The organism is Tianxiuia mixotrophica (assembly GCF_050596425.1).
In the GTDB taxonomy this organism is placed as follows: Bacteria; Bacillota; Clostridia; order Peptostreptococcales; family Acidaminobacteraceae.
Window position 1 is genome coordinate 4,866,254 of the sequence record NZ_CP192292.1, and the last position, 13,503, is coordinate 4,879,756.

15 protein-coding genes are annotated in these 13,503 nt (G+C 37.8%); 4 read left to right on the forward strand and 11 right to left on the reverse strand.

The features are described from left to right. Positions 1 to 36 precede the first annotated feature (36 nt). Complete coding sequence (locus ACQ4KW_RS21415) at positions 37 to 1,215, forward strand: S41 family peptidase (RefSeq protein WP_430884474.1); 1,179 nt, start codon at positions 37 to 39, stop codon at positions 1,213 to 1,215. Between the two features lie 255 nt (positions 1,216 to 1,470). On the opposite strand, the gene ACQ4KW_RS21420 is transcribed toward ACQ4KW_RS21415, so the two are convergent. Then, positions 1,471 to 2,961, reverse strand: a complete 1,491-nt coding sequence (locus ACQ4KW_RS21420) for an HlyD family efflux transporter periplasmic adaptor subunit (protein WP_430884475.1) — start codon at positions 2,959 to 2,961, stop codon at positions 1,471 to 1,473. After that, complete coding sequence (locus ACQ4KW_RS21425) at positions 2,958 to 5,159, reverse strand: peptidase domain-containing ABC transporter (RefSeq protein ID WP_430884476.1); 2,202 nt, start codon at positions 5,157 to 5,159, stop codon at positions 2,958 to 2,960. The genes ACQ4KW_RS21420 and ACQ4KW_RS21425 overlap by 4 nt, the downstream gene beginning before the upstream one ends. Before the next feature lie 212 nt (positions 5,160 to 5,371). On the opposite strand from ACQ4KW_RS21425, the gene ACQ4KW_RS21430 reads away from it, so the two are divergent. The 3 genes from ACQ4KW_RS21430 to ACQ4KW_RS21440 all read left to right on the forward strand — a co-directional run bounded on the left by ACQ4KW_RS21430 (position 5,372) and on the right by ACQ4KW_RS21440 (position 6,085). Then, complete coding sequence (locus ACQ4KW_RS21430) at positions 5,372 to 5,545, forward strand: hypothetical protein (RefSeq protein ID WP_430884477.1); 174 nt, start codon at positions 5,372 to 5,374, stop codon at positions 5,543 to 5,545. A gap of 83 nt (positions 5,546 to 5,628) precedes the next feature. Next, positions 5,629 to 5,823, forward strand: a complete 195-nt coding sequence (locus tag ACQ4KW_RS21435; protein ID WP_430884478.1) for a hypothetical protein — start codon at positions 5,629 to 5,631, stop codon at positions 5,821 to 5,823. 55 nt (positions 5,824 to 5,878) lie between these two features. Next, a complete protein-coding gene (locus ACQ4KW_RS21440) occupies positions 5,879 to 6,085 on the forward strand; it encodes a hypothetical protein (protein ID WP_430884479.1) in 207 nt (68 codons plus the stop codon). Between the two features lie 493 nt (positions 6,086 to 6,578). Here ACQ4KW_RS21440 and ACQ4KW_RS21445 read toward each other — a convergent pair whose 3' ends face one another. From ACQ4KW_RS21445 to ACQ4KW_RS21485, 9 genes are all read right to left on the reverse strand, one after another. Further along, positions 6,579 to 7,766 carry a PLP-dependent aminotransferase family protein gene (locus ACQ4KW_RS21445; RefSeq protein WP_430884480.1) on the reverse strand — a complete coding sequence of 396 codons (1,188 nt, stop codon included), beginning with the start codon at positions 7,764 to 7,766 and terminating at the stop codon, positions 6,579 to 6,581. 120 nt (positions 7,767 to 7,886) lie between these two features. After that, positions 7,887 to 8,093: a DUF951 domain-containing protein gene (locus ACQ4KW_RS21450; protein WP_430884481.1), complete on the reverse strand. Its 207-nt coding sequence runs from the start codon at positions 8,091 to 8,093 to the stop codon at positions 7,887 to 7,889. Positions 8,094 to 8,095: 2 nt separating this feature from the next. Continuing rightward, positions 8,096 to 8,368 carry a DUF3343 domain-containing protein gene (locus ACQ4KW_RS21455; protein WP_430884482.1) on the reverse strand — a complete coding sequence of 91 codons (273 nt, stop codon included), beginning with the start codon at positions 8,366 to 8,368 and terminating at the stop codon, positions 8,096 to 8,098. A gap of 8 nt (positions 8,369 to 8,376) precedes the next feature. After that, entirely contained in the window at positions 8,377 to 8,970 is a 594-nt protein-coding gene (gene yedF, locus ACQ4KW_RS21460; RefSeq protein WP_430884483.1) for a sulfurtransferase-like selenium metabolism protein YedF, read from the reverse strand. Between the two features lie 43 nt (positions 8,971 to 9,013). Then, entirely contained in the window at positions 9,014 to 9,748 is a 735-nt protein-coding gene (locus ACQ4KW_RS21465) for a CvpA family protein (RefSeq protein ID WP_430884484.1), read from the reverse strand. Between the two features lie 13 nt (positions 9,749 to 9,761). After that, on the reverse strand, positions 9,762 to 10,904 hold the full coding sequence (locus tag ACQ4KW_RS21470; protein WP_430884485.1) for a DUF5711 family protein: 1,143 nt from the start codon (positions 10,902 to 10,904) through the stop codon (positions 9,762 to 9,764). A 108-nt stretch (positions 10,905 to 11,012) separates the two neighbouring features. After that, the gene (yqeC, locus tag ACQ4KW_RS21475) at positions 11,013 to 11,792 is read right to left on the reverse strand and encodes a selenium cofactor biosynthesis protein YqeC (protein ID WP_430884486.1); all 780 of its coding nucleotides are present in this window, start codon (positions 11,790 to 11,792) and stop codon (positions 11,013 to 11,015) included. 13 nt (positions 11,793 to 11,805) lie between these two features. Further along, complete coding sequence (locus tag ACQ4KW_RS21480) at positions 11,806 to 12,963, reverse strand: THUMP domain-containing class I SAM-dependent RNA methyltransferase (RefSeq protein ID WP_430884487.1); 1,158 nt, start codon at positions 12,961 to 12,963, stop codon at positions 11,806 to 11,808. A 179-nt stretch (positions 12,964 to 13,142) separates the two neighbouring features. Beyond that, complete coding sequence (locus ACQ4KW_RS21485; protein ID WP_430884488.1) at positions 13,143 to 13,463, reverse strand: DUF2325 domain-containing protein; 321 nt, start codon at positions 13,461 to 13,463, stop codon at positions 13,143 to 13,145. Positions 13,464 to 13,503 lie beyond the last annotated feature (40 nt).

The following is a 13,503-nucleotide window of genomic DNA, read 5'->3' on the forward strand; positions in this document are numbered from 1 at the left end:
TAAATCATGAGCTTGTTTATATTCAAAGGAGTATACATGAATAAAAAACTTAGAAATGTTATTTTTTCTGTTGGTATTTTAAGTCTAGTCGCTCTAAGCACGATTCAGACAAACAAAGTTTTTCACTTAGAAAAGCAGATTTCAATAAACGAGGAAAATCTCAAAGTGTATCAGCAACGTTTAGGAAATACATTGAAGACACTTGATATTATAGAAGAATACGAGTATTTCCCACTTGATTTCGAGAACATTGATAAAGAGCTTTCAAAACTTATTTTAGATGCAATAAACGATCCATATGCACAGTATATTAATGAAGAGAATTATACTGACCCTTTTGGAGGACTTCAGCAAACCTATGGATGTAAACTCACCAAAGAAAATGGTGAGTACTTTATATGGAGTATAGATCCACATACTAATAATGAGCATAAAGAACTGCATCTTGGTGATAAAGTCACCCATATCAATGGTATTCCAACAAATAAAATAACTCCAAAATTACTTAGGACTCTAATTAAAGAAATAGATTTACTACAATTAACAACGATTTCATTAAAAGATGAGATAAATCAAACGATCACTATAGAGAAAGAAAATCAGGTTATTAACACAGTGACTGGTGAACTTATTGACTCAAACACTGCAATTATCGAAATATCAAATTTTTATAGCGATACTTACACCCGGGTACTTCGCAAATTAACAGAGTATAGAGATGCTGGTATTAAGAATTTGGTCATTGACCTAAGAAATAACAATGGAGGTTCTTTGGATAGCGCAAAATTTATATTAGATTTATTTATTGATAAGGCAGATCTATTTTATATGGAAAACAACAAAGACGAAGTGCAAGTCCTTACTTCAAAAGACAAATATCCAAAGTTTGAGTTCAATCTGGCTATCTTGGTTGACAGGAGATCTGCGAGCGCAGCAGAACTATTCGCAGCGTCAATGCGAAACAACATCCAAACACCAATTATTGGTGAAACAACTTATGGAAAAGGTGTTTCTCAGTTTTATATTGATACCTATGACGATTATATTCTTAAACTCACCGCCAATGAAATTTATGCAAATCCTGCAGAAAAATATCATGGTTATGGAATCAAGCCCGATGTATATGTAGAATCCAAACCTTGGATAACACCTCATACCGACGAAGCTCTTGAGGCTGCACTTTCTACTTTCGGTATAGATTCAAATAAGCGGTAGCAAATAAGACTGAATCAATGAACCAAATTTGATTTTAATAAGTGGGTACAAGTCATGTTCATAATTGAGCAGGGATTTTTGTATTCTATAAAGGTAAAGGAACAGCCTTAACTTTCGGGCTGTTCCTTTTCTTGGCACACTCAACTGTGTCTTCAATTGTTTTCTCAGTCTGACTGGGATTTAACTGGATGCGCATGGCCGTAGAACACTTAATACGAATTATTTATTCAGTTCTACATTAAAGGACACGACTAATCAATCCATGAAATTAAGTTTTTCAAGCAAGATAAATAGCACCTTTTTAGTCCTTGTAACAATATGGCCTTCCACAAGCATACCAACCTTAATGCCAGAGACCTCCCCCTTATAGGATGTCAACTCTACATTGGGTATTTTTGCTTCTATTATATAGTAGCCGGAGTTAGAGTCTGGATTGCCAGTAGAACTCGCACTGATTCTTACAACCTCTCCTTCCACCATACCAAACTCTTTGTATGGAAGGGCGTCGACCTTACATTTAACCCGATCGCCTATTTCTATGTCAGCTATGTCTTTATTGGGTACCTTTAACTGAAGTCTAAAACTTTCTCCATTGTCCGGTATAACCGATCCAATAAACTTCCCACTTTCCAAGTAATCCCCAGGGGATATTTCAACATCCATATTTACAGACCCCGAAAAGGGCGCTGCTATGTCTGTCATAGACAACTGGTCTTCCAGTGTTTTTATGTTCTCCTTGATTAACTTAATCTCATCTTCTTTTAGCTGAATCTCGCTAGACAGGGCAATAAGTTTAGCCGTTTTATTCGACGTGACCAGTTTTCCTTCACTTGAATAAGACATTAACCTTTTAAGCTCACTTTCGTACTGGGCTATTTGAAGAACTGTGGCTTCAATAATTTCCTCATTTTCAAGTTTGAATTGTGCTTTGTATCTGGCTATTTCATTTTCAACTTGCTTTAAGCTTTGAACGGAACTTTCATAAATGTTTTTCGATAAGGCCCCTGTGTCATACAGTGCCTTGTTCCGCTTCACCTCTAAGCGTTTTTCTTCTAAATCGATGTTTTTTTGCTCTAAGCTTGATGCATATGTTAGGAGCTTTAAATCATATATGCCTGAAGCTTCGTCTGTGATATTCTTGTAGCTTCCATTTTCAACTTTACTCTGTATGTCCTGGTATCCCTCAAGATTCTTTTTTGACTGGTTAAGCTTTTTTTCAATAAAATCAATGGATCTTTGACTCTGTACTTCTTCCAGTTCAAATTGTTCGTACTCATTTTTGTAACGGTCATAAATCAAATCATCTACATTTTTGTCATCACCCATAGGTCGCTCTAAAAATAAGTTTTCACCCGTTTCAATCGACTCTTTGAATAACTTAAGGAGATTATGTTCCTGGGTCAGTGTGCTTAGCTTATTTTCAGCGTTAAGCAGTTTCAGTTGATAGCGCTCTTTATTTACCGAGTAAAGTAAATCCCCCTCGGTTACCTTATCTCCATTTTTTACATACACCTCTGTCACAGTCCCTGTAATTTTGTTTTTAAGCGTGTGAATTTTTGAAGACGGCTTTATCTGCCCCCTTGCCTTCACAACAACATCAAGCTCTCCAAAATAAGACCACGTTAATCCAGCAAGTAAAACAGCCAATGTCATGTATATAAAAACCACACCTGCCGGAAAAATTTTATGCTCCATAATTTCTCGACTGTCACTCATGTCAGATAGGTTCATTAAGATAGGCTTCATGCAATCACCCCGCTATCCTTTATTTCTTCATATGTCTCTGGAATTTGATTTTTCCACATTTCATAATACTTGCTGCTTTTATCATTCATTAAATCTTTATGCCCGCCTGATTCAACAATCTGTCCTTTTTCCATAACAAATATTTGATCACACCTCATAATGGTGCTTAGTCTATGGGCAATAATGATTGTTGTTATGCCCCGGCTCACAGATTCAATGGTTTCTTCTATGGCCTTCTCAGTTGTGCTATCAAGACTTGAGGTGGCTTCATCGAGCACTATAATATCTGGTTTTTTTAGGATGGCCCGTGCAATTGCAAGACGTTGACGCTGACCACCTGATAGATTTGACCCATTTTCCTCTAAGACACTTTGATACCGCCTTGGCATGTCATTAATAAAATCATGGGCTCTTGCTAACTTACAGGCTTCGATCACCTTTTCCATAGATGTGTCTTTTGCACCTAGGGTTAGGTTGTCATATATACTTCCAGAAAATAGAAAAGTCTCTTGAGGGACATAGGCAATTTTATTTCTAAGGGTCTCGATTTTATAATCCCGAATGTCTATACCATCTAGGAGAACCTCTCCGCCTTCCGGCTCATAGAGTTTTAAAAGGAGTTTGACCAGTGTGGTTTTGCCTGATCCAGACTCCCCCACAAGGGCAATCCGCCGCCCTTTCTCAATGGTTAACGACACATCCTCAAGAACAATTTTACGGGTTCCATACCTGAACTTTATATTGTTAAATGCAATATGACCTTGTAGCGATTCAGGGGCATACTTTTTATGTTCATCCACTGATTTTTCCACTTCCAAATCAAGAATTTCTCCAAGTCTATCAGAAGCAACAATAGCTGTTTGTAACATGGGCTGAAGCTCAATTAAATTGCTGACAGGGTCTATAAAATAAGCCATCAAAGAATTGAATACTAGAAGCTGGCCGATGGTTAATTCTCCATCCATGACATATAGGGCACCCACCCATAAGATTATGACGTTGCCTAGTGTTCCAACTGTTCCTGTTAATGTGCCTCTTACATTATTAACAAAACTCAGCTTAAAATTTGACTTTAATAGACCTATAAACTTCTTTTCTGTTTCCTGTTTTGACAACTGCTCTGCGTTAAATGATTTAACCGTATCAATACCATTCAAACTTTCCATGAGGTAGGATGTTAAATCAGAATTATTCTCCATAACCGTTCGATTCATATTTCTTAAAGGTTTATTGAAGCCAAAAACAATTGCTCCATATAAGACGAGCATGGTAAAGGCTATAAAAAAGAGGGTGGGATTTTGCATATACAAAATAATGCCCCCTGCAAAGGCCATGAGAACATCTATCATAATGGTTAATACCGCACCTGAAATAGCATCCCTAACCTTACCGGCATCCATAAACCTGGATACGATCTCACCAACACGCCGGGTTCCAAAGAAATTCATAGGCAGGTCTAAAACGTGATTGTAATAGCCAAGAATGAGCGGAATATCGATTCGCTGACTCATATATAAAAGCAGGTGGCTCCTAAATGCCCCCAGTCCAATTTTGACAAGGTTTAGCAGAATAATGCCTATTGTAATAATGTGCAGTGAGTTTTTTAATCCATATGGCAAAATGTCATCCATTAAAAACTTGAAGTAAAAAGCTGCAAATATTCCAAGAGCCGTATTGAGTATAGAAGCCGTAAAGACATGAATTAATAGCTTTTTTTGAGGTTTTAAAAGGTGTAAAAACCTTGCGAACAAACCCTTGGTCTCGTCCCCGGTTTTAAACTCTACCGTGGGAGTCATTAAAACAAGTATTCCCGTCCACATCTTGGCAAAGTCATCCTTAGACATTTTTTCAAGTCCCTTGGCAGGGTCAGCTATAACTATAAAATCTTGATCAATTTTATGAATCACAACATAATGCATAAGCCCTTTGTCTGTTACAACATGGGCAATGGCCGGGAGAACCACTTCATCCGTTAGGTCATCTATAGTGCCCTTGACCCCTTTGGCTGAATACCCCAGTCCTTCAGCCGCTGTTATGAGACCAAGCACATTTGTCCCTTGGGTATCTGTTCCAGCCACTTCTCGAATCTTTGTTATAGAAGTCTTAAAACCATGCTGTTTTGAAATTGTTGCTAAGCATGCCGCCCCGCAATCTGTTATGTCATATTGTTTTATACAGTAGTATTTTTTCTTGAACATTTTTATCCTTTTCGTAACATTTATTCATTTAAGTTCTATCATTATCATCCTAGTGGGTATTATAGCATCAGATTCTATTTTATTCCATAAAAACATTTTTTATAAAAACCCTATTGACTTTGGATATTATTGGGGCTATAATCAGGTCGAAGGTTACAAACTAAGTTCCATTTATGTAATTTTTTAACTTTTTTAAGAAAGAGAGTTTACAAATGAGTGATAAAAAGAAAGAGAACTTATTGAATTCTATTTCAATTTATTTAAACAACTTTGTGGATGAAGCTGAAAAAAATGATTCCCTTGATTTCTTTAAGATTGAAATCAACAATCATAATGGCACCCTACAAATTGACCACAAGTTCCGCACTAGAGAAAAAGTGTACTAAGAAATAACCATGACGATCATCTTACCTGACAGCAGGCAGATATCTATAGACAACAATCAACTATATTTATGGAGGTAAGATTAATGAAAGATTTAACTATGAATGAAATGATGTCTATTGATGGTGGAATGACACCAATAGAATGGACAGCTGTTGTTCTAACAGTTGCAGAATGGGGCTCTGAAGTAGTAACAGGCAAGCCAGCTTCAAAACATGTACATGAAGCTCTAGAAAGCTATGATCCAGGCGGTTCTACTTGGGGTATCAACGGTTACTAAACAAGCAATATTAGAAAAATATCAAGCCAATTAAACCTTAAACGGAGGATTACAAATGACTAAAAAGAGCACATTTCAAGAATTAACTTCTAAAGAAACTTTAGAAATCAACGGTGGAACAGTTGGTGAGTTCATTGCTATTTGGACTATAATCGATATAACTTCTAAAGCTACAACAGGAAAGTCAGTATTTACTCATGCAAACGAAGCTACCAAAGATTATGATAGTGGTGGTTCTACATGGGGTATTAACGGATATTAATGCAAGAAACATACACTAAATTTAGACAACACTAAATGAGTAGAGTAATCCCTAAAATATAACATTGGATTCAGTATGGTACAAAATTCAATGTTATATTTAAGGATTCGTTATATAAGAATCATGTTCAATCCTTTTTCCTGTAGTTTTTTATTGTGTGATCATATCACATGTAGATAATAAGGAGGTATCTCTATGGACGGTCTACTAGAGAACTTATCTGGAATCCTTATATTCACTTGGTTATGCTATAAGTGTTTTTTTGATACTAGAAACGTTGCATTATCCATATTTGAAAATACAAATAAAAAATCTCTTACGTTTTCTTATTTGCTAGGTGTAATATCACTCTTTTTTCTAATATATATTGGGAAAAAAATATTTGTTTGACTTTCTATATATTTAATAATTTACAATATTGTTTCTTATTATAAATTTGTACATAAAAACAACCTGCAAAAAATCTGCAGGTTGCTCTAATTTCAACATCTATCTACTTCTCCATCTCTTCCCGCAACAGCGCTCCAAGTCGAGTAATCCCTTCAACAATCTTGTCTTCAGGCATATTGGAATAGTTAATACGCATGGCATTCTCCTTGTCACCGCTTGGGAAGAATGACCCCCCTGGTACAAATGCCACCTTGTTTTCCACGGCTTTAACCATTAAGTCTCTTGTGTTGATGTGTTCTGGCAGTTCAACCCAAGTGAATAAGCCACCTTCTGGATAAGTGTATTTGGCTTCCTTAGGAAACTCATTTTTTATGGTTTCCATCATTAAGTCCCTACGCTTCTTATAAACATGCTTGATTTTCTCAATATGCTTGTCTAAATCATAGTCGTCCATAAACATGTTCAGTTCTCTTTGGGCCATGGAACTTGTCTGTAGGTCTGACCCTTGCTTTACGAAAATGTACTTTTCGAGAAGCTCAGGTGATGCATTGACCCATCCAAGTCTTAAACCTGGACAGAATGTCTTCGAGAATGATCCTAAAAAGACAACACGTCCATCCTTATCCATTGACCGGAGAGATGGTGGGATTTCTCCTTCAAAACGCAGTTCACCATAAGGGTTATCCTCTACGATTGGCAGGTCGTAATGGGCTGCAATTTCAAGCAGTCTTTCCCGTCTTTCCATTGTCCAAGTTCTTCCCGATGGATTTTGGAAATCTGGAATAACATAAATCATCTTTACATTTTCAGTTTGAGCTAATTTTTCTTCAAGGTCTTCCATAATCATGCCGTTATCATCTGTTTCTATTTCTAAAAACTGACACTCATAAGCCTTGAATGCGTTGATTGCCCCAAGATAGCTGGGGCTCTCACAGACCACAACATCCCCAGGATTTAAGAATATCTTTCCCGAGAAGTCCAGACCTTGTTGTGATCCACTAATAATAAGAATTTCATCTGCATTTGTATCAACACCGACTTTTGCCATTCGCGAGGCAATCTTCTTCCTAAGTGGATCATAGCCTTCAGTCGGACTGTACTGAAGAGCTTGTGTGCCCATTTCCTGCAAGACTTTCACAGAAATTTTTTCCATTTCTTCAACAGGGAACAATTCAGGGGCTGGCAGACCTCCTGCAAATGAAATAATATCCGGCTGTTGAGTCAATTTAAGTATTTCACGAATTTCAGAAGCCTTTAGTTGCTCCATACGATTTGAGAATTGAATAGCCATCTGTATAGCACCTCCATTAATCGCTCGGAAAAGGGTTTTCCAAAACCATTATACTAAAAAAACCATGCCCAGTGGGCATGGTTTTGAATATTTTTGTAACAATTAAAAATTTTCAATCAATTACTTGGTTTTCATTTCTTCCCCATCTCGGGTAAGTTTGCGAACACGCTTTTCTAGTTTTGGTCTCTCAATCCAAAGCTGTTTATCGCATGTTGTACAACGAATTCTAAAATCCATACCAACCCGAAGCACCTCGAAAGTGTTGCCTCCGCAGGGATGATTTTTCTTCGTTTCCACAACATCGCCCACTTGAATATCCATTGGCATAGTTACACCTCCCAGTCCATCTCAATGGCCTGTCGTCCATCTGTCCCATAATCAATTTTAAAAAGACGTTTGCGGTCCGTACCGATAGACTTAACAATGTCACGTACACTGTTCGCCTCATCCACCTTGAATTTAACAGACAAGCCACAGCTTGCTGAAATTTCTCTCGGTGTGGGAATCAGTTCAACCTTGAGCGTGGTCTTAATTGCTTTTTCTGTTTTAATGGCATCGTGCGTTGACTCGAAAACCACAACACAAAAACTTTCTGTATTCATAAGCGCTCCTATAAACTAATTGTGTTCTTGGCCTTATTCATGGTCTCAACAATTGTGTACATGTTTGTGACACCGCCTACACCAAGCTTGTCTTTTAGGTTAAAGTAATCTAGGCATGTCCCACATGATAGAATTTCAACACCTTTTGATTCAAGCACTCTCAAATGCTCAATCACAGGTGAATCCGTAACAGTTAGGTTAACGCCAGAATTCAGGAATAAAAGAGCTTTTGGATAAGGTTCCACTTCAGTAAGCGTATAGAAATAGCCCCTAACAAGAACGTCACCAAGTTCCTCACTGCCTTCACCTAAAGTGTCTTTACCAAACATAATAACCAGGTCATTCAAGACTGGTTTTTCGTCCCCAAGAAGTTCAGGACCCATTTCTTCACCCTTAAAGATGTCTATGTAATAAAAGCCTTCCTTTTGTGAAACATTGTAGTGCAACTTCATGCTCTTAGCTAGTTTAGATACATTTTCCTTGGCTATCTCATTGTCCACCACAGTCAGAATGCTTCCTTCCTTCAATTTTTCCAGTGCTTTTTTTGTTTGAATAACCGGTTTTGGGCATTCAAGACCTCTTGCATCCACTTCTACTTTCATATTGACCTCCTTACGATGTTGTCCTTTTAAACTCACAAGTCGCTTAATTCAAGAAAATATCAAGCAATATCAACAGTATATTGTTATTATAAAAATACACACCCACAGTGGAATTATTGATTGTCTCAAGGACATTCATCTCTGGTGTCAGCGGGGCAATAAACACAACAGTCGTCATGATCAAAAATATAAAGAAACAAGCCTTCACACCACCAAAGATGAGACCCCCTAGTTTATTGGCTTGTTTTATAATAGGCACTTCAGTGGCCCCATCCAGAATCAAACCAATGAACTTAACTGTGACTAGAACAAGTAGAACCACCAGCATAAAACTGATACCGTATAGTATCCCATTGGCAATGAGTTCTGCAAGACCCTCTACAGCACTTCGTTGTGTACTTGCTATATCCACACTTTGGGCAAATGTAGAAACCCGATCTGTTATAAGTGTCGGCAAATCAAGCTGGTCAAGAACATCCTTATTTTCAAGAGCCTGGCTCAAATCCGCATGGGACCCTGATGCCAATGCCTCTTCCAACTGGGCATTTCCACTAAAACTCGCCATAATGCTATCACTAATATTGGTTTTTAAATTTCTAAACCATTCAAAGCGTTCACTTAAAAAATCAGCCATGTCCACATAATAAAACTTTGCAATAATAAAAGCCGCAATATATCCTATAATACCAATAATAGAACGTACAAGTCCCTTAATCCATCCTTCAACCATCATGAATAGAAAAATGACTGCAATCGCTATGTCTACATAGTTATCCATGGTTTTCCTCCTGCTAATCCATCTTCAAAATGTCCAGTCGGTCCCCAAACTCTACCCCTAAAAACTTTCGTCCAATAAAGTTAAAATGTCTTAAATTTCCGCCAGTATCTAATATAGATTCCATTTTTCCCGCTTCTGACAAAACGTACAGCCTATCCACAGTTGAAAAGGCGGTTTGTCCATTTGCGCGTTTCATTTCTTCTATATCATACTCTATGGCAACTTCATTGATTGATTGTCCATCTGAACCTATATACTTTATAACATTATCTGGTCTAGGGTCTGTTAAATCCTCTCCTGATTTCACCAGATTAAGCAAGATCATACCATCTTCTGAAACTGTTGCTTTTTTTACAACACGGTCAAGATCCACTTCCCATAACAGTTCATTTTTTATGTTATAAGAAAAGGCTTGTTCATCTGTCACACCGATCATCTTGTCATCAATGGCTGCGATATCTAAAATGATTTTCCCCTTTAGATTAATGGCACCGATAGGTTGACCATCCATCTGATATGTGAGTATTTGACTGTGGTAAGTTTCATTTTCCAGTCTAAACATGGATATGGCTATAAGACTTTCAGAACTCGATACATCAATGTCTAATACCTCACCATCTGGCATAGGAATTCTAGCAATGCTTTCAAGGTTACCATCAAATATCCTAAGTTCATTTTTATCGATCATGCGGCAGACCAAATAATTCTCTGATGGATGCATTATATTGCTAATCGCACCCAAACCAAATTTCTTTGCTTTTATCTTACCTGCTTTGTCAAGCAAGAATATATCTCCAGCTGTTGGATCTGCCACTGCAATGGTTTTATCATTGCCATCCACTTCAACATTTTGACCATGCAAAGCTTTCTCCCAGACAGGTTGCGCGGAGGTATTATAGTACCTCAAAGCCCCATCGCCACATTTTAATATATAACCGTCTTCCAAATGAAAGAATGTTGAATCCTCGTAGCCGACTTTATGGTCTGAAGCAATTGACCTCGATGGGCCTGAACCTGCACCGGTCAAGTTCCATGCACTGCCTGCAAGCGCTTCAAATCTAAAAACAACAAAAGCTGTTAAACCAAGAACAATCATGGAAAATAAAACAACCCCTGCTGGTCTTTTTCGTTTTTTCTTTCTTTTTACCTTTGACAATAGACTTCCCCCGTACTATCCAAACCTTGTGACCAATGTGGCTTGCTTTATATCCAATTTACAAGCTAACTATATTGTACATGCATTCTGAGCCAGTGGCAACAACCGTCAAATGGAGATGACATGCCCTTCCCAGTCTTCTAATTCTTCTTGAATTGCAAGAGCCCAAAAGCTTCTTGCCTCAGTATCCATTTTCGTTAAAAGTAAAATTTTGTCCGCAGTATTTGGAACGTCTTTAAAAAGCCCCATGGGATGTCTAACAAGCATGCCTACATGCTGACTTTCAATTCTCTTATTTTCTTTGATATGCGTGATTTCTTGAAATTTTTCCAGCCTATGAACAAAGTTCTCACATGCTGGTTTACCAAGAACATCAAGACCTACAACTCCAATTACCAAATCCGTTTCAGCAAGGATTCTGGGTTCATCCTCTCTTGGTGCTTTTATAGAACGTCTTTTTGCACCGTCAGCTTCATAAATGAACACATCCGGATCTTTAAGGCAATGCACTGGTACTTCCTCAGGCTCAAACCCAGTGACTTTATTATTTTTGTCAAAACTTTTGCCAATAAAAATCACCTGATTTTCACGCCTGCCTAGATCTAATAGACACTCTGGAAAAGAAGTTGTAAAGCATACAGCATCCACATCCTTAGAATCTGGGGTAAAAACCTTGGTTGTGGTTGTCAAAACCACCTTTTTCCCTTGACCTTTAAAATAATGGCCGAGGGCATACATTGCACTGGTTTTTCCACCAGCCCCTACAAGGGCAATCCTTCTATAGGGCGCGGTTCTCCTTTTTTCAATATAGTGCGTGAGTTTTTCATAGTTAAACATGCCATCACAAACCTTTGCATTCACAAAAGGTCGCAGGAATTCTAAATTCACTGCGACCTGCAATTTACTCGTCTTCGTTTTTAGGCTTTCTTCTTGGTGGTCTTGGTCCAAAATACTGATAGAAATAGGTCTTGATACGCCCATTATAAAGCTTTCTATTTTTTGTTGATTTTGATCCATATGACCGTTCAAAATTTTCATGAGATGTCAGGATATATTTAGACCATGTGTCTAATTTTCCATAAGACTGTCCCATCATTTTATAGACTTGTTCCACTTGTCTTTGATCACTTAAGCGTTCGCCATAAGGTGGGTTGGTGATTATATAACCATATTGCTTTGCTGAGCTTAGATCCTTTGCATCACGCACTTGGAAGTGGATATCCTCTTCCAGACCTGCTTTTTCAGCATTTTCCATAGCGATCTTAACAGATCGCTGATTGATGTCAAAGCCTTGGATGTGCAGAGGTGTATCAAGATCAATTGCCTGATATGCCTCTTGGCGAACCTTCTTCCAAAGTTCTTTATCAATTAATGGCCACTCTTCAGACACAAATTTTCTGTTTAGGCCAGGTGCAATATTTCTAGCAATCATTGCCGCTTCAATAAGTATTGTTCCAGAACCGCACATGGGGTCAATCAGTGGAATAAATGGTTTCCATCTACTGATTTTAACCAAAGCCGCTGCAAGGGTTTCCTTAAGAGGCGCTTCATTACCAACGGCTCTATAACCACGCTTATGAAGCCCAGTACCGCTTGTATCAATACTCACTGTGACTTCATCTTTTAAAAAGGCTATATGTACAGGAAACTCCGGCCCCTTCTCTTCAAACCAAGAAATATTATAAACCTTTCCAAGTCTTTTTACGATTGCTTTTTTACTAATGGACTGGATGTCTGACAAACTGAATATCTTCGATTTTACCGATTTTGCATTCACAGGGAATTTTCCATTTTCAGGAATGTAAGCCTCCCAAGGAAGTTCCTCTACTTTATCGAAAAGCTCTGCGAAGGAATAGGCCTTAAAACGCCCCACTTCAAGGAAGACCCTTTCTGCCGAACGAAGCCATAGGTTCGCTTTACATATGCCCTCTTCATCTGTCTTAAAAAGACACCTTCCATTTTCAATAACAACATCTTCAAATCCAAGTTCTTTTAACTCTTGTCCAACAACAGCTTCAATACCAAACGCTGCAGTTGCTATCATATTATAACGTGCCATGGTCACACCAAACTTTCTTATCCTAGTATTCGTATCACATCTATTATATATGTTGATGGTGCATGTCACAAGGCAGTGGTTTTCTGGTCGAAACAAAAATAAACGACTGAAGGACCCAGTCGTTTATTTCAATTTTGCATTTAGATTTTTTATAGTTTTTGTTTGAAGTATTCGTTTTCTTAATTCTTCAAGTTGATTTTTGCAAAGTCGCACAGACCACAGGCCTGACATCTATCCATTTGCTTAGACAAGTCTGATACTGCTCTTCTAGAAAAAATACAGGGAATATTCATTTCCTTAGATTCAGCCTTAATTTTTTCAGTCAATCTATGCTCTATAAAATCTGTAAAAATAATAATAACATCTGTGTCTGTAGGGATTTTTAGTTTTCTCATACCTTTTTTGCGTCCATCCCAATGGGTAAAATCCTCTATGCCTCTTGTCTCTAGTAAATTTGGTATATTACCAAGTCTATCGGCGCCTATTAAAAGTGCATTCATGTTCTGTCCTCCTCTGATTGATTATTAGGTTTATTTATAT

Bases quoted from the DNA above. Each gene is read 5' to 3' on its own strand.
- ACQ4KW_RS21450 (WP_430884481.1), bottom strand. From the start codon at position 8,093: ATGCCAATGGATATTCAAGTGGGCGATGTTGTGGAAACGAAGAAAAAT.
- ACQ4KW_RS21480 (WP_430884487.1), bottom strand. From the start codon at position 12,963: ATGGCACGTTATAATATGATAGCAACTGCAGCGTTTGGTATTGAAGCT.
- ACQ4KW_RS21415 (WP_430884474.1), top strand. From the start codon at position 37: ATGAATAAAAAACTTAGAAATGTTATTTTTTCTGTTGGTATTTTAAGT.
- ACQ4KW_RS21445 (WP_430884480.1), bottom strand. From the start codon at position 7,766: ATGGCTATTCAATTCTCAAATCGTATGGAGCAACTAAAGGCTTCTGAA.
- yedF (WP_430884483.1), bottom strand. From the start codon at position 8,970: ATGAAAGTAGAAGTGGATGCAAGAGGTCTTGAATGCCCAAAACCGGTT.
- ACQ4KW_RS21425 (WP_430884476.1), bottom strand. From the start codon at position 5,159: ATGTTCAAGAAAAAATACTACTGTATAAAACAATATGACATAACAGAT.
- ACQ4KW_RS21420 (WP_430884475.1), bottom strand. From the start codon at position 2,961: ATGAAGCCTATCTTAATGAACCTATCTGACATGAGTGACAGTCGAGAA.
- ACQ4KW_RS21465 (WP_430884484.1), bottom strand. From the start codon at position 9,748: ATGGATAACTATGTAGACATAGCGATTGCAGTCATTTTTCTATTCATG.
- ACQ4KW_RS21430 (WP_430884477.1), top strand. From the start codon at position 5,372: ATGAGTGATAAAAAGAAAGAGAACTTATTGAATTCTATTTCAATTTAT.
- ACQ4KW_RS21455 (WP_430884482.1), bottom strand. From the start codon at position 8,368: ATGAATACAGAAAGTTTTTGTGTTGTGGTTTTCGAGTCAACGCACGAT.
- ACQ4KW_RS21440 (WP_430884479.1), top strand. From the start codon at position 5,879: ATGACTAAAAAGAGCACATTTCAAGAATTAACTTCTAAAGAAACTTTA.
- ACQ4KW_RS21485 (WP_430884488.1), bottom strand. From the start codon at position 13,463: ATGAATGCACTTTTAATAGGCGCCGATAGACTTGGTAATATACCAAAT.
- ACQ4KW_RS21435 (WP_430884478.1), top strand. From the start codon at position 5,629: ATGAAAGATTTAACTATGAATGAAATGATGTCTATTGATGGTGGAATG.